Annotated in this window: 19 protein-coding genes; 16 read left to right on the top strand and 3 right to left on the bottom strand. The window is 53.4% G+C overall.

All coding sequences use genetic code 11. From position 1 onward, the window contains the following. The first annotated feature begins 174 nt into the window (after positions 1-174). The 7 genes from ACZ5VE_RS07945 (at position 175) to ACZ5VE_RS07915 (ending at position 8,791) form a co-directional block, all read left to right on the top strand. Positions 175-360, top strand: coding sequence for a plasmid-related protein (locus ACZ5VE_RS07945; RefSeq protein ID WP_286262173.1), 186 nt, complete (start codon positions 175-177; stop codon positions 358-360). Then, the gene (locus ACZ5VE_RS07940) at positions 360-1,898 is read left to right on the top strand and encodes a type I restriction-modification system subunit M (RefSeq protein ID WP_464454664.1); all 1,539 of its coding nucleotides are present in this window, start codon (positions 360-362) and stop codon (positions 1,896-1,898) included. The genes ACZ5VE_RS07945 and ACZ5VE_RS07940 overlap by 1 nt, the downstream gene beginning before the upstream one ends. Beyond that, positions 1,895-3,082, top strand: a complete 1,188-nt coding sequence (locus ACZ5VE_RS07935; RefSeq protein WP_464454663.1) for a restriction endonuclease subunit S — start codon at positions 1,895-1,897, stop codon at positions 3,080-3,082. Before ACZ5VE_RS07940 ends, ACZ5VE_RS07935 begins: the two co-directional genes overlap by 4 nt. After that, entirely contained in the window at positions 3,079-6,462 is a 3,384-nt protein-coding gene (locus tag ACZ5VE_RS07930; protein ID WP_464454662.1) for a DEAD/DEAH box helicase family protein, read from the top strand. Before ACZ5VE_RS07935 ends, ACZ5VE_RS07930 begins: the two co-directional genes overlap by 4 nt. Before the next feature lie 14 nt (positions 6,463-6,476). Further along, on the top strand, positions 6,477-7,385 hold the full coding sequence (locus ACZ5VE_RS07925) for a DUF5655 domain-containing protein (RefSeq protein ID WP_464454661.1): 909 nt from the start codon (positions 6,477-6,479) through the stop codon (positions 7,383-7,385). 2 nt (positions 7,386-7,387) lie between these two features. Continuing rightward, complete coding sequence (locus ACZ5VE_RS07920) at positions 7,388-7,876, top strand: hypothetical protein (protein ID WP_464454660.1); 489 nt, start codon at positions 7,388-7,390, stop codon at positions 7,874-7,876. Positions 7,877-8,176: 300 nt separating this feature from the next. Continuing rightward, on the top strand, positions 8,177-8,791 hold the full coding sequence (locus tag ACZ5VE_RS07915; RefSeq protein ID WP_464454659.1) for a hypothetical protein: 615 nt from the start codon (positions 8,177-8,179) through the stop codon (positions 8,789-8,791). A 406-nt stretch (positions 8,792-9,197) separates the two neighbouring features. Here the strand turns inward: ACZ5VE_RS07915 and ACZ5VE_RS07910 are convergent, their stop codons facing one another. Continuing rightward, entirely contained in the window at positions 9,198-9,542 is a 345-nt protein-coding gene (locus tag ACZ5VE_RS07910) for a hypothetical protein (protein WP_286262187.1), read from the bottom strand. 135 nt (positions 9,543-9,677) lie between these two features. On the opposite strand from ACZ5VE_RS07910, the gene ACZ5VE_RS07905 reads away from it, so the two are divergent. The 6 genes from ACZ5VE_RS07905 (at position 9,678) to tadA (ending at position 13,343) form a co-directional block, all read left to right on the top strand. Further along, on the top strand, positions 9,678-10,112 hold the full coding sequence (locus tag ACZ5VE_RS07905) for a DUF6641 family protein (protein WP_286262189.1): 435 nt from the start codon (positions 9,678-9,680) through the stop codon (positions 10,110-10,112). 14 nt (positions 10,113-10,126) lie between these two features. Continuing rightward, positions 10,127-10,501, top strand: a complete 375-nt coding sequence (locus ACZ5VE_RS07900; protein ID WP_286262191.1) for a hypothetical protein — start codon at positions 10,127-10,129, stop codon at positions 10,499-10,501. Beyond that, complete coding sequence (locus ACZ5VE_RS07895; protein WP_286262193.1) at positions 10,501-10,863, top strand: DUF6876 family protein; 363 nt, start codon at positions 10,501-10,503, stop codon at positions 10,861-10,863. Before ACZ5VE_RS07900 ends, ACZ5VE_RS07895 begins: the two co-directional genes overlap by 1 nt. 2 nt (positions 10,864-10,865) lie before the next feature. Then, on the top strand, positions 10,866-11,183 hold the full coding sequence (locus ACZ5VE_RS07890) for a hypothetical protein (protein WP_286262195.1): 318 nt from the start codon (positions 10,866-10,868) through the stop codon (positions 11,181-11,183). Positions 11,184-11,655: 472 nt separating this feature from the next. Continuing rightward, entirely contained in the window at positions 11,656-12,294 is a 639-nt protein-coding gene (locus ACZ5VE_RS07885) for an FMN-binding negative transcriptional regulator (protein WP_464454658.1), read from the top strand. After that, entirely contained in the window at positions 12,291-13,343 is a 1,053-nt protein-coding gene (tadA, locus tag ACZ5VE_RS07880) for a tRNA adenosine(34) deaminase TadA (protein WP_464454657.1), read from the top strand. Before ACZ5VE_RS07885 ends, tadA begins: the two co-directional genes overlap by 4 nt. A gap of 313 nt (positions 13,344-13,656) precedes the next feature. Here tadA and ACZ5VE_RS07875 read toward each other — a convergent pair whose 3' ends face one another. Continuing rightward, positions 13,657-14,721, bottom strand: a complete 1,065-nt coding sequence (locus tag ACZ5VE_RS07875; RefSeq protein ID WP_464457420.1) for an IS110 family RNA-guided transposase — start codon at positions 14,719-14,721, stop codon at positions 13,657-13,659. 334 nt (positions 14,722-15,055) lie between these two features. Between ACZ5VE_RS07875 and ACZ5VE_RS07870 the strand changes: the two genes are divergently transcribed. Together ACZ5VE_RS07870 and ACZ5VE_RS07865 are read left to right on the top strand one after the other, a co-directional pair. Further along, positions 15,056-15,967, top strand: coding sequence for an LD-carboxypeptidase (locus tag ACZ5VE_RS07870; protein ID WP_464454656.1), 912 nt, complete (start codon positions 15,056-15,058; stop codon positions 15,965-15,967). A gap of 123 nt (positions 15,968-16,090) precedes the next feature. After that, positions 16,091-18,583 carry a penicillin acylase family protein gene (locus tag ACZ5VE_RS07865; protein WP_464454655.1) on the top strand — a complete coding sequence of 831 codons (2,493 nt, stop codon included), beginning with the start codon at positions 16,091-16,093 and terminating at the stop codon, positions 18,581-18,583. A 52-nt stretch (positions 18,584-18,635) separates the two neighbouring features. Here ACZ5VE_RS07865 and ACZ5VE_RS07860 read toward each other — a convergent pair whose 3' ends face one another. Then, complete coding sequence (locus ACZ5VE_RS07860; RefSeq protein ID WP_464454654.1) at positions 18,636-19,211, bottom strand: excisionase family DNA-binding protein; 576 nt, start codon at positions 19,209-19,211, stop codon at positions 18,636-18,638. Between the two features lie 489 nt (positions 19,212-19,700). Here ACZ5VE_RS07860 and ACZ5VE_RS07855 point away from each other — a divergent pair, with 489 nt between their 5' ends. Then, on the top strand, positions 19,701-21,770 hold the full coding sequence (locus tag ACZ5VE_RS07855; RefSeq protein ID WP_464454653.1) for a RecQ family ATP-dependent DNA helicase: 2,070 nt from the start codon (positions 19,701-19,703) through the stop codon (positions 21,768-21,770). Positions 21,771-21,790: the final 20 nt, after the last annotated feature.

Genomic DNA, 21,790 nt, shown 5'->3' with positions numbered 1-21,790 from the left:
TCGTTTTACGCAGCTTGCGTGCGCTGTGCCAAGTCTGGTCTGCAGCCGTTAAAAAAACGTGCAGCTAGAAATTTTGCGTAGCTACTGTTTTGTTGGTGGGTGGTGATTTTTCTTCTATACCCACTAGTTGCTGTGTGATAAAGTGGATACACATTGGAAACACGGAGAGGCAGCATGAAAGACGCTGGCATGCGGATACGAGTTGAACAGGAGCTTAGAGATGCTTTTGTGGCTGCTTGTCAAAAGATGGACGTTCCAGCTGCACAAGTCCTGCGCCAACACATGCGTGTGATTGTGGAGAAAGCAGAACAAGCCACATCCAAAAAACAAAAGAATGCTGCAAAGGTTAAAAGCTCCTAATGATTACTGGTGAAATCAAGTCGCAAATCGACAGAGTGTGGGCAACGATTTGGGCAGGTGGCATTTCAAATCCGCTTGAAGTTGTCGAGCAGCTGACCTATTTGCTGTTTTTGCGTAGGCTTGATGAGATGCAGACTTTGGAAGAGAACAAGGCTGCACGTCTCAACAAGCCAATCGAACGTAGCATTTTTCCTGCTGGCAGCGATGCGAAGGGGCGCAGTTACCAAGACATGCGCTGGAGCAGGCTTAAAAATCTAGACCCACAAGACATGTTTAATGTGGTTAGTGAACATGCATTCCCGTTTTTGCGTGAGCTTGGTGGCGATGGCAGTACATACAGTAAACACATGCAAGGCGCACGTTTCACATTGCCTACACCTGCGCTGCTTGCAAAGGTTGTGGACATGCTTGATGAAGTGCGCATGGATGACAGGGACACGAAGGGCGACATTTACGAGTACATGTTGGGCAAGATTGCGAGTGCTGGTCAAAACGGTCAGTTCCGCACACCGCGTCACATCATTCAGTTACTTGTTGAGCTGACTGCACCGCAGCCTAAAGACACTATTTGTGACCCTGCAAGCGGTACGTGTGGGTTTTTGGTTGCTGCGAGTGAGTATGTGCGCAAGCATCATTCAGCAATGCTTGTTGATGCAGCTGGTGCTAAGCACTTCAACAGCACAATGTTTCATGGCTACGACTTTGACAACACCATGCTGCGTATTGGCAGTATGAACATGTTGTTGCACGGAGTTGAAAGCCCTGAAATTACTTACCGTGACAGCTTGTCGCAAGACTATGCAGTTGAAGAAGAAAAGTACAGCTTGATTCTTGCTAACCCACCGTTTGCTGGCAGCTTGGATTACGACACGACAGCAAAAGACTTGCTGGACGTTGTGAAGACTAAGAAAACTGAGCTTTTGTTTTTGGCTTTGTTCTTGAAGCTGTTAAAGCCGGGTGGACGTGCTGCTGTGATTGTGCCGGACGGTGTGCTGTTTGGTAGCAGCAAGGCGCACAAGGACTTGCGCAGAATTTTGGTTGAAGAGCAGAAGCTTGATGCAGTTATTTCACTGCCTAGTGGTGTGTTCAAACCATACGCTGGCGTGAGCACTGCCGTATTGATTTTCACAAAGACAAACTCAGGCGGTACTGACAACGTTTGGTTTTACGACATGCAAGCCGATGGCTTTAGCTTGGATGACAAACGACAGGCACTGCTCGATGCAGACAAGCTAGGCGTTGTTCCAGTAACTGCTTTGACCGCCGAAGAGCATGCAAAAAATAACTTGCCAGACTTAGTAAAGCGTTGGCAGGAGCGTGCAGGCAATGAAGTTGCGAACGCACGTACTGCACAAAGCTTCTGTGTTGCTGCAAGTGAGATTGCTGCTGCTGGCTTTGACTTGAGTTTGAACAGATATAAGGAAGTGGTGCATGAACACGTGGAGCATGTACCGCCGCAGCAACTCATTGCAGAGTTGAAGCAACTGGAAGCCGAGATACAAGCTGGCTTGGTTGAGCTTGAAGGGTTGCTGAAATGAGCACAGCAACAGTACGCTTAGGCGATGTAGCGACATTTGTGCGCGGCATTACGTTTAAGCCAGCAGATGTATTGGATGGGGTAACTGCTGATGCTGTTGGCTGTATGCGTACAAAAAACGTGCAATCTAAGCTTGATGAGACAGATGTTTGGTTTTTGCCTAAAAATTTTGTTGCTAATAAAAATCAAGTACTGCAAGAAGGTGACCTGCTTGTCTCAACCGCTAACAGTTGGAATTTAGTTGGCAAGGCTTGCTGGGTACCTAAGCTAAATTACGAATGCACATTTGGTGGTTTCATTAGTGCGTTGAGAGCAACAGATGCGCTTGTTGATAGACGCTATTTGTATTACTGGTTTACATCAGCAAAAATTCAAGCAAAGCTGCGTAGTTTTGGAAATAAAACAACCAACATTTCAAATCTAAGCATTAAACGTGCAAACGATTTAGTCATCCCACTCCCACCACTTGCAGAACAGAAGCGCATTGCAGCAATACTGGACAAAGCTGCTGAGATTAAAGCTAAGCGTGAGCAGGCTATTGCTAAGCTGGATGAGTTAGCGCAGAGCACGTTTGTTGAGATGTTTAGGCAGCACATAGAAAATGATAAGGTGGAACTTCGCAGTATTTGCGAGCGAATAACTGATGGAACGCACCAATCACCAAAATGGGTTGAGAACGGAATTCCATTTATTTTCATTAGCAATATTGTGAATGGCGAAATTAATTTAAATACAAGTAAATTTATTTCCAGTAGCACTTATGACGAGTTAACAAGAAATTGCTCAATTAATATAGGCGATGTGCTGTACACGACTGTAGGGTCATACGGAAACATCGCGTTAGTACGTAACGATGAGAAATTTGCATTCCAGCGCCACATCGCACACATCAAGCCAAAGCGTAATATAGTCAATTCACAATTCATGGCTTCAATGCTTCGATGTGATTTTGTTAGGCGACAAGTGGATAAAGTAGCTAGAGGTGTTGCGCAGAAAACAGTTAACTTGGGCGACTTATCCAAGCTCAATGTAATTTGCCCCCCAATTCAGTTGCAAAATGAGTTTGAAAAAAAGGTATTGCTGATAGAGGCGATGAAAGCGAAAGCCTTTGCAACATCTCTTTCTACTACTCAATTGACATCGTCACTCCAACACCAAGCGTTTACAACAGGGTTTAATGCATGAGTAACTTTGCCTTTCTGCAAAAAGAATTCTTTGCGATTTGTGACAGCGCAACGAAGGCAGAAGGCTATTTGAATACAGACGCTCGTGCTGCTTGCTGGTATGCACGTATGACGTTGGAACAGATTGTTGATTGGCTGTACAGGTACGACAACAACTTTAAGTGCTACGAAACAAGTCTTGGTGCACGTGTACATGACCCGAGCTTTCGTGCAAACGTAGGCGAAGCAATCTTTACCAAAGCTACTGTGGTGATTGGCATTGGCAACCGTGCAGCACATGCCAAGGCAACAAAGAAAGCTGATGCAGTCATTGCAATACAGGAACTGTTCCACGTTGCTTATTGGCTGGCTAGGACATATGGTGAACGTGCAAGACCTAACCCTGCATTGCAATTTGATGAAGCACTGGTGCCAGCTGCTAAGCAGGAAAGCGCAGTAACTGTTGAGCAGTTGAAGCGACAAGAGGATGCGCTAAAGGCTAAGGATGCTGAAAACGCTGCGCTGAAAGAAAAGCTGGATGGCTTAGGCGCTGTACATGCAGAGCTTGAAGCGTTACGTGCAGAGATTGCAGCAGCTAAAGCGGCAAACACACAGACACAAGACACGCACGACTACAACGAAGAACAAACACGAGACTACTTTATCGACATGCTGCTGCATGAAGCAGGATGGGCGCTGGATAAAGAACAGGACAGAGAGTTTGAAGTTCAGGGCATGCCGAACAACAAAGGCCTTGGCTATGTTGATTACGTGCTATGGGGTGATGACGGTTTGCCCTTAGCAGTTGTTGAAGCAAAGCGAACAAAGCGTGATGCTACTGTTGGACAGCAGCAGGCCAAGTTGTACGCAGACTGCCTTGAAGCGCAGTACAAGCGTAGACCCGTAATTTTTTACACAAACGGATACGAGTACTGGTTTTGGGATGACAAAGCAGCACCGCCAAGGCGTGTGCAGGGCTTTTACAAAAAGGCTGAGCTTGAACTGCTGATGCAGCGCAGGACAGGCAAAAAATCAATCGCACTAGAACAAATTAACAGTGACATTGCAGGCCGTGGCTATCAGCAGCAAGCCATTCGCAGCGTTACTGAGGCTATGGAGAAGCATAACCAGCGCCGCAGTTTGATTGTTATGGCTACTGGTTCGGGCAAGACGCGAACTGTTATTGCGCTGGTGGATTTGCTTTCGCGTTGCAGCTGGGTGAAGCGTGTGCTGTTCTTGGCTGACAGGGTGAGCTTGGTCAAGCAGGCAACCAAAGAATTTAACAAGCATCTACCAAACGCTGGTGTTGTAAATTTGCTTGATAGCCAAGATGGTCAAGGCCGTGTGTATGTCAGCACATATCCAACCATGCTCAACTTAATCAACAGCGACAAGGACGACACACGGCAGTTTGGTGTTGGACACTTTGATTTGGTGATTGTGGACGAAGCTCATCGCAGCATCTACGCAAAATACGGTGCAATTTTTGACTACTTCGACAGCTATCTAGTTGGTCTAACAGCTACGCCGAAAGATGAAATCGACCACAACACGTATGGCATGTTCCAGTTGCAACGTGGCGTTCCAACCTATGCGTATGCACTTGAAGATGCAATTGCTGATGGCTACCTAGTTCCACCCAAAGCTGTATCTGTCCCGCTTAAATTTCAGCGCAAGGGTATTAAGTACAGCGAATTGAGCGATGAGGAAAAAGCGCAATGGGATGAACTTGACTGGGGTGAACAGGGAGCGCCAGACGAAGTTGATGCAGCTGCGTTAAACAATTGGCTGTTTAACGAACAGACAGTTGACTTGGTGCTTGAGCACTTGATGACTAAAGGTGAGCGTGTTGCAAGTGGTGACAGGCTTGGCAAGACCATCATCTTTGCAAAAAACAACAGGCATGCTGAATACATAGCTGAACGCTTCAACATTAACTACCCTGAGTACAAAGGACACTTTGCACGTGTCATCACGTACCAAACCGAGTACGCACAAAGCTTGATTGACAGCTTTAGCGTGAAAGACAAAGAGCCGCACATCGCAATCAGCGTAGACATGTTGGACACAGGCATTGACGTGCCGGAAGTTGTCAACTTGGTGTTCTTCAAGCTCGTTCGAAGCAAGACAAAGTTTTGGCAGATGATTGGGCGTGGCACAAGGCTTTGCCCAGACCTGTACGCACCGAACCAAGACAAGAAGTTCTTTTACATCTTCGATTTCCTGCAAAACCTAGAGTACTTTGCCGAAAATCCAGAAGCTACTGACGGTGCTGCAACAGCCTCGTTAGAAGCTCGATTGTTCAAAGCAAGGCTTGAGTTGATTACTAGCTTGGATGCGAGTGCTGGCGACAACAAGACTGGCAAGCAGGAAGAACAAGATGGTGCGTTGAGAAAAGAAACAGCAGCACACCTACACAGTATCGTTAGCCACATGACGTTTGCCAACATGATTGTGCGTACTAAGCGCAGACATGTTGAAAAGTACAGCGTGGCTGATGCATGGAAGGCAATTACACCAACAGAGGCAGTAGAGATTGGCAACGAGTTAGCTAATCTTCCATCGCAGCTTATTGATACTGAGGAAGAGGCAAAACGTTTTGACCTGCTGATGTTGAAGATGCAGCTTTGCGTACTTAACAAAACGCCTGGCTTTGATGGACTGAAAACAACCATACAAAAAATCGCAGCTGCATTGGAGTTACAAGAAAGCATCCCTGTAATACGTGCGCAGATGGTCTTAATACAGAGCATTGGCACAGATGAGTGGTGGCAAGACATCACGGTTGGCATGCTTGAAGCAGCACGTAAGCAGTTGAGGCTGCTGGTGAAGCTGATCGAAAAAGGTTCTAAGTCGATCATTTACACGCAATTTGAGGATGAAATTGGTGAAGGTGAGGGCGTTGACTTGCCCTTAGTCCCTGCTGGCCTTGACTACGAAAAATTCAAAGCGAAAACACGTGCCTTTTTGAAGCAGCACGACGACAGGCTTGCACTGCAAAAGCTACGTAGAAATTTGCCAGTTACAGCTAGTGACTTGCAGGAGCTGGAAAAGATACTGCTTGAGCAGGCAAGTGGCAATGCGAGTTACGTGGACATGGCACGTGAAGAAGGGCATGGGCTTGGCTTGTGGGTGCGGTCGCTTGTTGGGCTTGACCGTAACGCAGCAGTAGAGGCAATGGCTGAGTTTTTGAACGACAAGAACGCTACAGCTAGCCAGCTTGAGTTTGCCAAGATGATTGTTGAGTACTTGACTGTGGATGGTGCTATTGAGGCTGGACGCTTGTACGAAACACCATTCACGGCTATTTCATCGACTGGCCCTGACACAGTTTTTGGCCTTGCAAAGGTTGAACGGCTGTTTGCTGTGATTGAGGACATACGGCAAAGGGCAGTTGCATAAAACGCGAGAAGAATATGACCATTTACTCAATCAAAAACAATAAGCTGGACGAAATACACGAAGCGCCTTTTAAGCTTGAGCGTGAAATACAAGAGCTGTTTGAAGCAAACTTAGCTGAGGTAATGGGCTTGAAGTTTGTTCGTAGTGAGTTTTCGATCAAGAATAAACGCATCGACACACTTGCTTATGACGAGCAAGCGAAAGCTTTTATCATTATTGAGTACAAGCGCGATAAAAATGTGAGCGTAGTTGACCAAGGCTTTACTTACTTGGGCTTGATGCTGGAAAACAGGGCTGACTTTGTGCTTGAGCACCAAGTTCAACTGAATAGCAATCTAAAAATTACAGACGTTGATTGGACGCAAACTCGCGTTGCATTTGTATCGCCTAGCTTTACTGATAACCAAGTTCAAGCAACGAACTTTAAAGATATTGCGATTGAGCTTTGGGAAATTAGACGCTACACGAATGGCACAGTCTCAATTACACCAATCAAAAAATCCAAGTCAGCAACCAGCATTAAGCCGCTGACGCAGCAGAATACAGAGCTTAAAGCAATTGCTGATGAAATAAAGGTGTACACAGAAGACGATCACCGCAGCAACACGAGTGAAGAGATATACGAGCTTTATGAGCAGTTTCGTAATGCCATATTGAACTTGTCTAGCGACATTGAGATCAAGCCGCAAAAGTTTTACGTTGCTTTTAAGAAAGATGGCAACGTGGCCTGCTTGGAAATGCAGAAAAAGAAGATGAAGATTTATATTGGTGCAAAGGCTGGTGCACTTGACGATCCAAAGAATATTGCTAAGGACGTTTCAAACATTGGGCATTACGGCACTGGTGATTACGAAGTTCAAGTGGATAGCGACAAAGACCTTGAATACATAATGAGCTTGATTAAACAAGTGGTGCAAGGCTGAGCATGGCACTACTTGATGAACAGCTTGTTGAGGAATGGCTGAACAGGAAGAACTTTTTTACGATACGCGGCATTAAGTGCGGTGTTGATGAAATTGACCTGCTGGCAGTGCACCATGGCGCTACTGAAAACGAGTGTTTGCACGTTGAGGTGCAGGTCAGCTTTAGACCAATTGGCTATGTTGGTGGCGACACTAATGCACGCAAACGCACTGCGGACGAGATTCGAGCAGGCGTAGAGCAGTGGGTTGAGAAAAAGTACACAAGTGAACGTAAGGTCGCTAGGCGCAACGAGGTGCTACCTGACGCTAACTGGCGTTACGTGTTTGTGCATGGTGTGCTGCGTGATGAAACAGAGCTTGAGTACATGAAGCAGCTTGGTGTTGAGCTAGTTTCATACAGACAAGTTTTGAGGGAGCTGATGGACGACAAAACACAAAGCTCGTCTGTTGCAAGCAGCATTGCGGAGTTGCTGCGATACATGGAGCAATAGCCGTCAAAAAAGCGTGCAATCCCCTGTTTATGCCTTGATGCTTTGGCTTGGGGATTTGGATTGCACGGATTTTCCACACATATTCCATTTTCCAAAGCCAAATCCAGTTTGCTTCTTCAAGCTACAGCGGGGCTTTTGCACTTACTAGCTAGCCTCACAAAGCATGCTCGAAGATTCCTTCTATTCAGCGCATGGCTAGAACCGCGAAAACGAATCAAAATCGCTGTTTGGTCTTGCAGTCCTGCTTTCTTATGCTGATAGGCAGACAGGCTATGCTGTAGGCAATATTGATGGAAAAACGTGGATTTTTGGCTAATGGCGAAGATACCTGACGCAATCGAAAACGAAGCTGACTTGAAGGCAGCAGTTGAAGCTGTTGGTGGTGGCTTGCAGCTTATAAGTGACTACCTAGACGCAAACCCTAAAGCACAAGGCAAAGTGCGCTTCCCGCGTGGCTTTCTTGGCAGTGTTGGCAAGCACAGCAAGAAGTACGACTGGATTGAGAACGAGGTTCTCAAGCGCAATCTCTCGTACCAGTACATCTTTTATGACGTGCTGCGTTGGGTAGCTAATCGAACTGATATAGCTGTGACTGCACGTGAAATGATTTACAAGCACGCCATTGTGGTTGTTTCGTCAATTGCAGAAGGACTACTTGAAGCAGCAGCAGTGCAGCTTAAATATGCAGAAGGTAAGTTCCCAAAACGCCTTAAGCACTTACTGACTGACAAGATCATCACTCAAAAGCTGCATGATGAAATTACGTGGATGTGGGATGCACGTCATGCAGTCCACGTACACATCGTTAATGACTTGGAATGGGAGAAGTACAAAGTTACTGATGCTCGACGTGCTTCCAAGGCAGTTAAAGAGCTGGAAGAAGCATTAGATTTGCATTTCCTGTTTGGCATATGAAAGCGAACTTACAGTTCGCTTGTGCTGCATCAATGTTTCGTATCGCATTCGCTCACTCACATTGCTTTGCACATGTTTGAATATTGAATGAAAGCCGATAGCTACGCAGTAGCTATTGGTGCTGTTAGGTTGATGCAGATTGTATGGGCGCACGACGGCTATGCGCAGTTGGAAATTAAAGCGCACAGCCGCCGTGTGTAGTTTGATGCGAGTTGCACAGACACACTTGCAATAGAGTTTTAAGGGAGACGGATGTGTTGAAACTCCCAGCGCAAAGCGCACACTCTTCGGCATCCACTGTTGTTCTGTAGCCTTGCTAACTACAGCAGTTCGAGCTCATTAGCCGTCATATTGCAGCTTGAGTTTTACCTGTTGGGTACGGTTGGTTGTACCGTGTTCTTGCCTTTTAATTTGCCTGTTGTTGCCTGTGTAGGGTGCGTACTATTTTTGTGCTGATGTTAAAGACTTTATTGGCTGCATCAGGTTTCATTTGGACGCGAATTTCATTTGTATTCATTTTTCGTTTGAAGTTGTTGAGCTTCTTTATTTGGCTATTGGTTAGTAAGTGCCTGTAGTTCGTTAGCAGAATTTGCGCCTCTTGTTGTGCTTTCAAAAGCTTTGTATCCGTGCTACCAACGAATTGTGGGTTTATGCCATTTTTACGCAACCACTTGTCTGTAGCGTTGTTATCGCGTCTGCTTTTGCTTTGTATAGCTTTTTGCTTTTCATTTAAAAATTTACTGTTCTTCATGCATTTATTTATGCAGACTGAATATTTTTTCAATTAAAAATGGATGCAGCGTTATCAGTCCTAATCTTTTCGGTTGTTCGCATTGGCAGCTGAAAATAAATTTGTGTTTCCAAACTACTTTGAAAGGAAACGCAAATGGCAACACTTACTTCACTCAAACTTGTAGCAGCTAAAAAGCCTGCGCACAAAGACCCAATTCAGCACCGTCGCAACAAGCTCAGCTTGAAAGTGCTGGAGCAGTTGCAGTACGCACGTGCGCTGAAATTGGGCGAGGTTTACGCACCTACACGCATCAAAACCACTACGAACGCTGCTGGTGAGCGTGTGCAAGTTACACAGCCTAAACGCATCAAACCCTGGTGGTTTGTTGATGGCAACAAGGTTGTGCTGCAAGTGCGTTATGGCGCAAAGACCTTGATGCTCAATAGCAAGTCGAACGCAGTTGAATGCGCTGACGCAGATGCATTGATTGGCGCACTGGAAACAGTTAACACTGCTGTTTTGGCTGGCGAGCTGGATGCACAGATCGAAGCTGTGTCTGGGCAAATTCGTGGTGGCTTTCAACGCTAATGCAAGCAAGAGCAATGCTGTACGCAAGTAAGGCTGCTGTTGAGCAGTTACATGAAGGAATGGCACCTTATTTGCGCACGGAGATGCATTTCTTCAAGCCAAGCCTTGTACGCAAGCATCGTCTTCCACGTTTGCCAGTTCCACGTGATGAGCAGCACTTCTGGCTTGTTCATGCAGCGTCAAGCTCGATGCGCTTGCAGCTGGGAACAAAGCGGCTAGTTATTGGCGTGGCGATGGTTTTCGAGCATGGCATTGAGCTGACTATTTTTAATGACAGCTACGAGCAGGCCAGCAATGTGTCCAGCTCAGGTGCTGTTGCTTGCTACAAGCTGTATGGCACTGCTACTGATGATGACGTATGGGTGCTGCGGGTGGCTAAGGAATTTTGATGGGCAATACAGACTTTGAGCAGCAACTGTCACTGTTTACTGGCACAGAGCACTACTACCGCATGCACGCCAACATGCTTATTACAGATGGCGTGAAATTCTTAGCAGAGCAGGCCAATTGCTTTTGGCTGTTGGACTTGTACTGGTCACACCTAACAGGCATTGATTTTGACCAACACCCATTCACCGTACTCAAAATGGCAGTGCTCAAGTCGGCAGCCATTGTGCATATTGAGGATGGCAACGACAAGATTTTGGCTACGCAGTTTATTGACTACACGGATTTTCCGCTTGCCAGCATGCGTCTATATGGTTGCTGGGAAGTTGGGCAGTGGATTGTGATGCTGACAAGTGAGTACTGAGCATGCAGTTCAAATTCATTCTTGCCTTGGTAGTTGCACCTTGTTTCGCTGTTGCTGCGGATTGGCGTGATGGAGATGCAATGTTCAGCACCAAGCCAAATCGAACTGAAACGCTGGTTGTGAGCTGGATGGTTGTCTCAAATGTGCAAGCGACTTGTGAAGCTGTTAGCAAGGACAGTGGTTTAGGTGGCTTTGGTCATGCAATCTCGGCATGCAGCTTTTGGCGCAAAGACACCTGTTTGATTGTTACTGGCAAGCAAACGACCATGCATCAAATTGGGCATGAGCTGCGTCACTGTTTTCAGGGCAGCTTCCATTAACAGTAGGAGACCACATGAACACATACGAAGCTACAGTGCGTGTCCAGTCCAACAATATGTTCGTCAAAACACGTGTCCAAGCAAACACTGCACAGGACGCACTTTGGTTGCTTGAAGGGCAGTACGGTGCTGGCAACGTAGTTACGTTGCCTAGTCTTGTCTAGCTGCGTCAAATTAGGCGTGCGAAATTCGTGCAGTGTTTTAGTTTGGGTTTTGATTTAAGTGCACTCTGTTTTGCCATGATCAAAAATTGCACAACGTGTAACATTTAGTTCACGTACAATGCTCACGTGCCAAATGCGTCCCGTAACTATGAGAAAACAATAAAACATGAAGTTGCACAAAAGTTACACACAGAAAAATCACGCTTGTAAGTTGTTGAAAATAAACAACAATTTACAAGGTAATTATTGAGTGGGAATGACCAACAAGGCACCTTCGGGTGCCTTTGTTTTGGTACATTCATTCTGATATGTACCTGCCCAAACAATTCCACAACACCGACCCCGCCATCGCACAGCGCATCATGCGCGAGCACCCTTTGGCGTCCATTGTGTCGGTGGGCACCGACGGGTTTCCGGTGCTCAGCCACATCCCGATGCACTGGCAAGCTGCATCGCTCTGGGGCGAGGCCGCTTCGACCGAGCATGGTGTCTTACTCGGGCACTGCGCTCGTGCGAACCCGCATGCGCAGTTGCTGGCCACGCAGCCGCAGGCCTTGGTGAGCTTTATGGGGCCGCAGGCCTACATGTCGCCTGGCGTGTATGCCGACAAGCAGCGCGTGCCGACCTGGTCTTATTTGGCGGTGCAGGCCAAGGTGCAAACGCGCATCATCGACCCGCATGAAGACCGGGATCGTTTGCTCAAGTGCCTGATTGCCGACCATGAGCCGTCTTATGCGCAGCAGTGGCGCGACTTGCCCGAGAGTTACACCGGGGCCATGCTGAACGGCATCGTTGCGTTTGAGATGCAGATCATCGATTTGCAATGCGCCGTCAAACTCAACCAGCACCGACCCGAAGTCCATGCGGCCATGCACACGGCCTATGCCGCTGGCCATGCGCAGGAACAGGCCTTGGCCGCTTGGATGAAGAAGCTGGGGCTGGTGTGAGCACCACAAGCGACAACCGCGACGAATACTGGATGGGCCTCGCGCTGGAGCAGGCCCGCGCTGCGGCAGCTGCAGGCGAGGTGCCGGTGGGGGCCGTGGTGGTCAAGGACGGTCAAGTTGTGGCCACTGGCCGCAATGCCCCGATCGCCAGCCATGACCCGACAGCACATGCCGAGGTGGTGGCGCTGCGTGAAGCGGCCCGGTTGTTGGGCAATTACCGGCTCGACGGCTGCACCCTGTATGTGACGCTGGAGCCCTGCGCCATGTGCAGCGGGGCTATGCTGCACGCCCGGGTGGACCGTGTGGTGTTTGGCGCGGTCGACCCGCGCACGGGCGTGGCGGGCTCGGTGCTCAACCTGTTTGGGCACACGCAGCTGAACCACCAGACGCTGGTCTTGGGTGGCGTGCTGGCCGATGAATGCGGTCAGTTGCTGAAGGATTTTTTCAAACCCCGCCGTGTGAATGCCGACCCGGTGCGCGAAGACGCGCTGCGCACACCCGATGCGGCTTTCGAGGGTGCCCCCGCATGGCCGGGCCGCACTTGGTGCTTGACCGATTTGCCCGGTGTGGTGGGTTTGCGTCTGCACTGCGCAGATGTGGGGCCGCCCGACGCCACCGATGCGGTGCTGTGCTTGCATGGCCCGGACAGTTGGTCATTGGCTTGGCGGGATGCGGTGATGGCGGCGAGTGCTGCATTAGGCCAGCAGGAGTTACGGCACATCGTGCCCGACTTGTTCGGGTTTGGCCGCAGCGACAAGCCCAAAAAAGAGAGTTTTCACCAGATTCAAACGCACGCACTTGCCTTGCATGCCTTGTGTGACCGCCTGGGGTTAAAGCAAGTTCAACTGGTGGGGCCAAAGTGCATTCAGCCCTTGTTGATGGCGTTGCTGGCTTTGCAGCCTTCGCGTTACACCTTGCTGCCTGCCCAAGACCCTGCAGTTTTGCCAAAGGGCTGGTGTGATGCGCCTTATCCAGACAAGGGCTACCGAGCGGGGGCACGGGCGTTGTCACGTTGGGTTGCTGGTGGCGGTGCTGATCAACAGGTGTAGGGGGTGATTCAGGCATTCGCGAGCGGGGGCTCGCTTATATGGATGCCTCCCGGTTGACAAGCACCTTTGCATGATTTCTGTAAAGAAGTCGGCTGCATCCTTATATTCGGCCTTGTTTCGAACATTCGTCCGTGGCCCTCATGGATATCCGCTGGCAAGCGCCTTAATCTCCCACCCGGACTTTTCTCGTCCCGCGAGCCTCTCAGGTTTGGCCTGCCCCGGTCTGACCTGTTTCACATGATCTTGCTTTGCTGCCCGTCAGCCTTTCAAGGCTGTATCGCTTTGTTTGCTTCGATTTTTAGGCTTCAGGTTCTCAGCTCTGCGCCATCGCACTCTCCTGTTCAGCCTGCTTTTGCTCTGGCCTGCTGCTTTGATGCCCCCCTTGGTACGCCTGTCCTTTGGCCGTCACCGCCCAAATGATCCGCGCCGTCTTGGCCGCCTGCGCCACGATCACCACGTTCTTGTGCCTGCGCTCTAGCAATTCGCTTTGCCACGCACTGGGTGTCTTGCCTCGGCACACCAGCGAACGCGCCCCGTGCACCAGCAGCGTGCGCAGGTAACTGTCTCCCCGTTTGCTGATGCCCAGCAGTCGCACCTTGCCTCCCGTGCCCTCTTGCCTTGGCACCAACCCCAGCCAGGCGCAAAACTCCCGCCCCGACTTGAACTGGCTGGCCTGGCCCATCGTGGCAATGGCCGCCGTCGCGGTCAGCAACCCCACCCCGGGGATACTTACCAACCGCTGCATTTGCTCGTCTGCAGCCAGTTGTTGCTTCAGGCGGATTTCCGTGGCCGCAATGGCCTCGCTGCAGCAGCGGATGCGCTGGACTTGCTCGCTCAGGCTGTCTCGCACCGCTTGGGGCAGCACATCGTGCAACTTGTCCAGCGCCTGCTGCACCTCCCCCAGCAACGCATCACGTCTCTTGGGAAACACCGCCCCGAACTCGTAGAGCATGCCCCGCAGCGCGTTGAGCTCCATCGTGCGCATCTTCACCAGCAACTGGCGCTGGCGGTGCAGCACCAGCGTGGCTTGCTGTTCGGTGGTCTTGACGGCCACAAAGCGCATGCCCGATTGCTGCGCCGCCAGCCAGATCGCCCGGGCGTCCGTCACATCGGTCTTGTTGCCCAGCACAAAGGGGCGCACCGCTTTGGCGTGCACTAGCCTGACTTGGTGCCCCATTTGCTGGAGCTTGCGCCCCCAGTGGTGGGCCCCGCCGCATGCCTCCATGGCCACCACACAGGGCTGGCGGTTGCTGAAGAACGCCAGCACCTTGTCGCGCGACAGACGCTTGTCCTGCAGTTCGCCCGTGTGCATGTCCACCGTGTGCAGCTGGAACACGCTTTTGGCGATGTCCATGCCCACGACTTGGAGTCCACCCATCCAGCCAATGACTTGGCCTGCGTACATACCTGTATTACGATTCATGTCGGATCCTCTGCGGTGTTAGTGAAGACTCTGGTCTATCACGATTTGGGCACTTTGATGCCGTATCCGCCAGAGGGTCCACCCCATCTGGTTGCCGTCATCTGCCCCAATCCACTGCCCCTTCCCGAAGGAGGGAGGCATCCATACCATCTCCCACAGGGATAAGCGCACTTGTCTGCCAGGACGTGCAGGGTGTTTGTGGGAGGCCGCCCCTGCGGCCGAATGTCTGGTGCAGCCAAAACAGCGCGTTTGGCGTGCGACACTTGCGTGTTGTTACAGGAAGTTCGGCATGGCCCACATTTACATTTTTTCACCCTCCAGCGCGGTCCGTGACAAAGCTGCTTTCCGCCGGGGCCTCAAGCGCTTGCAAGCCCAAGGGCATGAGGTCGAAGTTGACGAGGCGGCGCTGGCCAGCCACATGCGTTTTGCGGGTGACGATGCCACGCGCATTGCCGCCATTGGCCGTGCCGCGGCCAGCGGTGCCGATGTGGCGCTGATCTCGCGCGGCGGCTACGGCCTTACGCGCATCCTGCCCGGCTTGCCCTACAAACAGATCGCCAAAGCGATCGACAACGGCACGCATTTTGTGGGCCTGAGCGATTTCACAGCGTTCAACCAGGCGGTGTTTGCCAAGACTGGCCGAATCAGCTGGCAGGGCCCGGCGCTGGGCGAAGACTTTGGGCCAGAGCAAGAGCCCGACGACATCATGCAGGCTTGTTTTGACGACCTGCTGCTGGAGCAAGGCGAGGGCACGGGCTGGCAATTGCCCAAGGCGGAGGCCGAGCGCCGCGTGCTGGTGAAAGACGCGCCGCTGTGGGGCGGCAACCTGGCGGTGCTGACCTCGCTGTTGGGCACGCCGTATTTTCCGCAGGTCAAGGGCGGCGTGCTTTTCCTGGAAGATGTGGGCGAGCACCCTTATCGCATTGAGCGCATGCTCACGCAGCTTTTGCATGCAGGCGTGCTGGCCCAGCAAAAAGCGGTACTGATCGGGCAATTTACCAACTACAAACTGGTGCCTGCGCACGACAAAGGCTTCAAGCTGGCCACGGTGGTGGATCGGCTGCGCAGCCAGATCAAGGCGCCCGTGCTCACCGGCCTGCCGTTTGGTCACGTGGAGACCAAGGTGCTGCTGCCCGTTGGGGCCAAGGTGGACCTTGTCACCGAAGGGCGTGACGCGCTGATGGTTTGGGGCCACATTTAAGCCCGTTCAATGTCGGACCTAGAAGATGCCGACCTGCGGGCTGTGTTGCAGGTCGGGTGGCTTTATCTCCGCATAGGTGCCCTAAACGACAGTGACGAATAACAGTAAAAACTGGAGAGACACATGAAATGGTTTGGACGATTGGCATTGCTGTGCGTGGTGGCTGTCTTGACCACGGGTGGCGTGGTCAGCGTGCACCTGTTGCGCGGCTTGCCCCAGCTTGACGGTGAGGTTCAACTCAAAGGTTTGTCCGGCCCGGTTCAAATCACCCGCGATGGGGCTGATGTGACCCACATCAACGCCAGCAGCGCCTTGGATGCATGGCGCGCCATGGGCTTTGTGCATGCGCAAGAGCGGGGCTGGCAGATGGAGTTCAACCGCCGTGTGATGCGTGGCGAGTTGTCCGAGATTTTGGGCACAGCCACGCTGGACACCGACAAACTGATGCGCACCCTGGGCATCATTGGCATGGCGCAGCAGCAACTCAAGGGTTTGTCGCCTGCGAGCCAAGCTGCGCTGCAGGCTTACAGCGAGGGCATTCAGACGGCTTGGCAAAGCGGTGCGGTGCGCCCGTCGCCCGAGTTCAAGCTGCTGGGCACCCAAGCCGGTGGCAAAAATGGCCAAGCGTGGACGCCCGAAGACAGCGTGGGCTGGGCCTTGATGATGGCGCTGGATCTGGGCGGCAATTGGGGGCAGGAGTTTGCCCGTTTGTCCGCTGGCCAAGTGCTGAACAACGCGCAACTGTGGCAATTGCTGCCCGCTTACCCCGGCGAAAAGCCCGCCACAGCGGTGGACTTGCCGGCTTTGTACCGTGGCTTGGGCGTTTATGCCCCCGATGCGGCCAAGGCGGCCACTTTGCCTGCCGCCAACACACCTTTGGCCCAATGGTCTGCCGACTGGGTGCGTGACATGGGCATTCTGGAAGGCAAGGGCAGCAACAACTGGGTGGTGCCCGGCAGCCACACGTTTTCGGGCAAGCCCTTGCTGGCCAACGACCCGCATTTGGCCTTGAGTTCCCCGGCCATCTGGTACTACGCCCACTTGAAAGCCCCAGCGGGTGAGTTGCCCGGGGGGCAAAAACACCCGGCGCTGGATGTGATCGGTGCCACCTTGCCCGGTTTGCCTTTTGTGGTGCTGGGGCGCACATCGGGCGTCGCCTGGGGTTTTACCAACACCGGCCCGGATGTGCAGGATTTGTATCTGGAGCAAATGGATGCGGCCAAACCTGGCCAATACCGCACGCCAGAGGGCTGGGCCGCTTTTGCCGAACGCAGCGAAACCATCCGCGTCAAAGGCCAAGCCGATGTGGCACTCAAGGTGCGTAGCACCCGTCATGGCCCGGTTATCAGTGATGTGCAGCCGCAATACCAAGGCGTGATCGACACGAACCGTTATGCCGTCAGCCTGCGCTGGTCGGCCCTCACGCCTGACAACAAAACCATCGATGCGGGCATGCAGGCCAATTGGGCGCAAACCGTGCCGCAGTTGCAGCAGGCCTTTGCCGAGCACCATGCGCCCATGCAAAGCGTGGTGATGGCCGACACCTTGGGTGAAGTGGCTTACAAGGCCGTTGGCAAGGTGCCCATGCGTACCGCCCAAAACGACATTCGCGGTGTGGCGCCGTCTCCGGGCTGGCTGGCCCAGTACGACTGGACGGGCTGGTTGCCTTATGCACAAAACCCGGCCGTGGATGGCGCCCAAATTGAAAAGAAAGGCTGGCACGCGACCGCGAACCAGAACATCCTGCCGCCAGGCTATGCCCACTTTGTGGGAGGCGACTGGACCACGCCCGAGCGTTTTCAGCGCATCGAGCAGTTGTTGGCCGCCACGCCCAAGCACAACCGTGAATCCATGCAGGCCATCCAGAACGATGTGCTGTCCTTGGGGGCCAAGGCCTTGCAAACCCAATTGGGCAAGCATCTGTCCAGTCAGCCGTCATCGCACCCTTTGGCACCCGCTGCCTTGAAGCTGGTGGCTGAATTTGATGGCCAGATGCGCACCGACAGCGCGGCTGCGCTGGTATTGAACGTCTGGGCCGATGAGCTGACGCGGGGCTTGTTGGTCCCGCATTTGGGGGCTGAGCGCTTTCAGTCCCTGTATGGCAAGCGCCATTTCAGGGCTGCCGTAGAAGGCATTCTGGACCGGTCCGATGCGTTCTGGTGTGGCACATCCGGGTGTTCGGTGCAGGTGGCTGCGGCGCTGGACAGGGCACTTGATCGCATCTCCGCCAGTCAAGGGCGCGATGTGAAGGCCTGGCGCTGGGGCGCTTGGCACCCGGCCATCAGCAGCCACAAGCCTTTTGGCAAAGTGCCTTATCTGAATGCGTTGTTTGATGTGCGCGTGGAAAGTGCTGGCGATTTGTTCACCGTCAACGTGGGGCAGTACTGGGCCAATGACAAACAAGCGCCTTTTGCCAACCGGCATGCCGCATCCATGCGTGCGGTGTACGACTTGGCGCAACCCGATCAGTCTGTGTTCATTTACCAGACCGGCCAGTCAGGCCATGCGTTTGACCCACGCAGCCGAAGCATGGCTGTGCGGTGGGCACAAGGCGGGTATGTGGGTTTGCAACAGCAGCCCCAAGCTGTGCAGCACCGCATGAGGCTTTTGCCCTAAATACGAGGGCGCTGGTTGGGGCGCATGGCCCCTCCGGTTGAGGCCTTGGCGCTCAGTTGCGGCGCTGGGCCACAAAACCGGCCAGATAAGCCGACAGCCACAAGGAGGACAAATCGTTGTTCACCACTTGAATGCCGCCCGCGCTGTCTCCCGGCTTGGAGGGGGGAAGCAAGTCTGTTTCGGGCGTCAAGATCAAGGTGTGGGCCAGTGTGTGGCGTGAGCCCATGAATTTTTGCAAGATTTCCAGAATCTTTTCCTGCTGCTTGCGCGGGGAGCTCATTTGCATGATCAGCAAGTCGTGCTTTTGGTTCAGCAACTCCAGCAGGGCTTCGGTCAGCGACTCAAAAAATGACACTTTCAGGGGCAGTTGCCATTGTGTGGCGTCTTTGGTCAGGCGTTTGATCAGTTCAGGCGATTCAATCACCATCGACACTTGGTAGGGCCTGTTGCTCGGTGCGCTGGTTTGCTGGCTGGATGTGTTCGATGTCTGGTAGTTCAAAACCGAGGCCAGTGAAATGCGACGGTGCCCACCAAAGGTTTTCCAGGCTTGCAGGATGTTGTTGTCGACCAGTTTTTGAATGGTGGCCATGGACAAACCCAAACGTTTTGCGGCTTGGGAGCTGGTCAAAAATTCAGAGATTTGAGGTTCTGGAGTGTCTGTTGCAGAAAGCATGGTGGCAGGTGATCTCATCTGATATTCATTACCGGTCATGGGCTTTGACGCACTTTTGCGCATCTAAAACCTATGAATATTGTTTTGTTGGTCCTTTGGGATCTGGTTTTTTTGCTCATTTCAATGCTCTAAATATCAAAATCATCATTGAATTTGCATTTCAATTTTCAAGAAGAATGATTTGGTTGCATATCCCTAATTGGGGATTTCTCATTGGAATTTGTCGAAAAAATTGAAAATAATTGAAATGATTTGCTCAAAATGACGGTTCACGAGTCCATCTCTGCCAAAGCTGGGATGTCGTGGCATTGATGCGTCTGATGTCTGGTGTGCCGTTGGGTGCCCGTTGGCAAAAGACCATGCAATTTCGGCTGAGGGATGAAGCTTTGGCCGCAAAATGGACTTCATTACAAACGCCATCCAAGGCGTCAGGGGAGCGCCAACATGACCAAAGCCGACCAAATATCCCGCGAATTCGCAGAACAGCACATGCACACCATCCTGGCCCGTCTGGCCGGGCCAGGGGCGCAGCCGCGTTCTGACCAAGTGGACGCGGTGCACGCCGTGCTGCAACCGGCCTCGCGGGTGCTGGTGGTGCAGGCCACGGGCTGGGGCAAGTCGGCGGTGTATTGGGCGGCCACCCACGCCATCCGCAGCACGGGCGCGGGGCCTACGCTGGTGGTGTCGCCCTTGCTGGCGCTGATGCGCGACCAGGTGAGCGCGGCCGAGCGGGCGGGGCTGAAGGCGGCCACGGTCAATTCCACCAACATCGACGACTGGGACGCTGTGTTCCAGCGGCTCGATGCGGACGCCATCGACGTGCTGCTGGTTTCGCCCGAGCGATTGGGCAACCCGCGCTTTGCGGCCCGGCTGGGCGCTTTGCTGGCCCGGGTGGGCCTGATCGTGATCGACGAGGCGCATTGCATCAGCGATTGGGGTTTTGACTTCCGGCCCGACTACCAGCGGCTGGCGCGGGCGCTCCTGTCAACGCCCACGGCCAGCGTGCTGGCCACCACGGCCACGGCCAACGAGCGGGTCACGCACGACATTGGCGCTCAATTGGGCGCGGGCACGGTCACCTTCCGCGGCACTTTGGCCCGCACCTCGCTCACGCTGTCGGTGGTGCCCGGTTTGTCGCCCTTGCAGCGTTACGCCTGGATTGCCGACGCGCTAGAGCAGCTGCCCGGCTCGGGCATCATTTATGTGTTGACGGTGGCCGAAGCCGAGCGGCTTGCCGCGTTTTTGCGCACATTCGGCCATGCGGTTGAGGCCTACAGCGGCCAGACCGATGCGGACACCCGGCAGAAAGTGGAGGACCGCCTGCGCCACAACCAGGTCAAGGCGGTGGTGGCCACCTCGGCGCTGGGCATGGGTTACGACAAGCCCGATTTGGGTTTTTGCGTGCATGTCGGCTCGCCGTCCACCCCGGTGGCCTATTACCAGCAAGTCGGCCGGGCAGGGCGCGCTGTTGCGCATGCCGAAGGGGTGTTGCTGCCGTCAGACGCTGATGAACGCATTTGGGATTATTTCGCCACCGCGTCGATTCCCGACCCGCAAACAGCGGCCAAGGTCTTGCACAGCCTGGCCGGTGATGGGCACAGCCTGATCGAGCTGGAAGCCGACACGGGCGTGCGCCGGGGGCGGCTGGAGGCTTTGCTCAAAATTTTGGCCGTCGAGGGCGTGGTGGACAAAGACGGTTCGGCCTGGCGCGCCACGGGCGTGCCCTATGTGCACGACACTGCCAAGTGGACGGCGCTGGCCCAAGTGCGCCAGCAAGAGGCGGGCATCATGCGCCAGTACGCGCATGGTCAGGGTTGCCTGATGGCCTATTTGCAGACCGCTTTGGACGACCCATCGCCCGCGCCTTGCGGGCGCTGCTCGGTGTGCACCGGGCATTTGCCGTTTCCGGGGCTTGCGCCCTCGCAAGACAAACTGATCGCCGCCCGCGACTTTTTGCGCGGCATGGACGTGGACATCGAGCCGCGCAAGCGCTGGCCGGGCGGGGTGGGGCGCAAAGGCGGCATCCAGGGCTTTGATGCCGGCCGGGCCGTTTCGTTTGCCGACGATCCGGGCTGGATGGCCGAGCTGCAGGCTTTGCGCACCGCCGCGCCCGGTGAGGTGCCTGCCGAGTGGCTGGCGGGTGCGGTGGCCACGCTGGGGCGCTGGGCCAAACGCTGGCCCGCCCGTCCGGTGTGTGTGGTGCCCTTGCCTGCACCCGACATGGCGTCCAACCGGCGCATGGCCGAGCACATCGCGCAAAAGGGACGGCTGATGCTGCTCGATGGTTTCAGCTGGACGGGCGGACCCGCGCCTCAGGATGCCGCCTCCACCCCCGTTGTGGCGCATCTGGAGTCGGTCATTCGCTGGACGAGCGACGCCGCCATGCCCAACGGGCCGGTGCTGCTGGTGGCCACCGACGTGCGAACGCGCTGGACGGCCACCGTGGCGGCAGCACTTTTGCGCGAGCAGGGCGTCAGCCAAGTGCTGTTGCTGGCCTTGCACTTGCGGCCTTGAGGCATGATCGCCATAACTTT

The sequence above is a fragment of the Limnohabitans sp. INBF003 genome (assembly GCF_055396645.1).
Note: the sequence above shows the minus strand (reverse complement) of the source record. Positions and strands in the feature narration are given on the sequence as shown.

Coding starts and splice junctions, on each gene's coding strand:
- ACZ5VE_RS07900 (WP_286262191.1), top strand. CDS start 10,127: ATGCTGTACGCAAGTAAGGCTGCTGTTGAGCAGTTACATGAAGGAATG.
- ACZ5VE_RS07910 (WP_286262187.1), bottom strand. CDS start 9,542: ATGAAGAACAGTAAATTTTTAAATGAAAAGCAAAAAGCTATACAAAGC.
- ACZ5VE_RS07885 (WP_464454658.1), top strand. CDS start 11,656: ATGTACCTGCCCAAACAATTCCACAACACCGACCCCGCCATCGCACAG.
- ACZ5VE_RS07940 (WP_464454664.1), top strand. CDS start 360: ATGATTACTGGTGAAATCAAGTCGCAAATCGACAGAGTGTGGGCAACG.
- ACZ5VE_RS07855 (WP_464454653.1), top strand. CDS start 19,701: ATGACCAAAGCCGACCAAATATCCCGCGAATTCGCAGAACAGCACATG.
- ACZ5VE_RS07895 (WP_286262193.1), top strand. CDS start 10,501: ATGGGCAATACAGACTTTGAGCAGCAACTGTCACTGTTTACTGGCACA.
- ACZ5VE_RS07945 (WP_286262173.1), top strand. CDS start 175: ATGAAAGACGCTGGCATGCGGATACGAGTTGAACAGGAGCTTAGAGAT.
- ACZ5VE_RS07935 (WP_464454663.1), top strand. CDS start 1,895: ATGAGCACAGCAACAGTACGCTTAGGCGATGTAGCGACATTTGTGCGC.
- ACZ5VE_RS07890 (WP_286262195.1), top strand. CDS start 10,866: ATGCAGTTCAAATTCATTCTTGCCTTGGTAGTTGCACCTTGTTTCGCT.
- ACZ5VE_RS07865 (WP_464454655.1), top strand. CDS start 16,091: ATGAAATGGTTTGGACGATTGGCATTGCTGTGCGTGGTGGCTGTCTTG.
- ACZ5VE_RS07905 (WP_286262189.1), top strand. CDS start 9,678: ATGGCAACACTTACTTCACTCAAACTTGTAGCAGCTAAAAAGCCTGCG.
- ACZ5VE_RS07925 (WP_464454661.1), top strand. CDS start 6,477: ATGACCATTTACTCAATCAAAAACAATAAGCTGGACGAAATACACGAA.
- ACZ5VE_RS07930 (WP_464454662.1), top strand. CDS start 3,079: ATGAGTAACTTTGCCTTTCTGCAAAAAGAATTCTTTGCGATTTGTGAC.
- ACZ5VE_RS07875 (WP_464457420.1), bottom strand. CDS start 14,721: ATGGGTGGACTCCAAGTCGTGGGCATGGACATCGCCAAAAGCGTGTTC.
- ACZ5VE_RS07920 (WP_464454660.1), top strand. CDS start 7,388: ATGGCACTACTTGATGAACAGCTTGTTGAGGAATGGCTGAACAGGAAG.
- ACZ5VE_RS07870 (WP_464454656.1), top strand. CDS start 15,056: ATGGCCCACATTTACATTTTTTCACCCTCCAGCGCGGTCCGTGACAAA.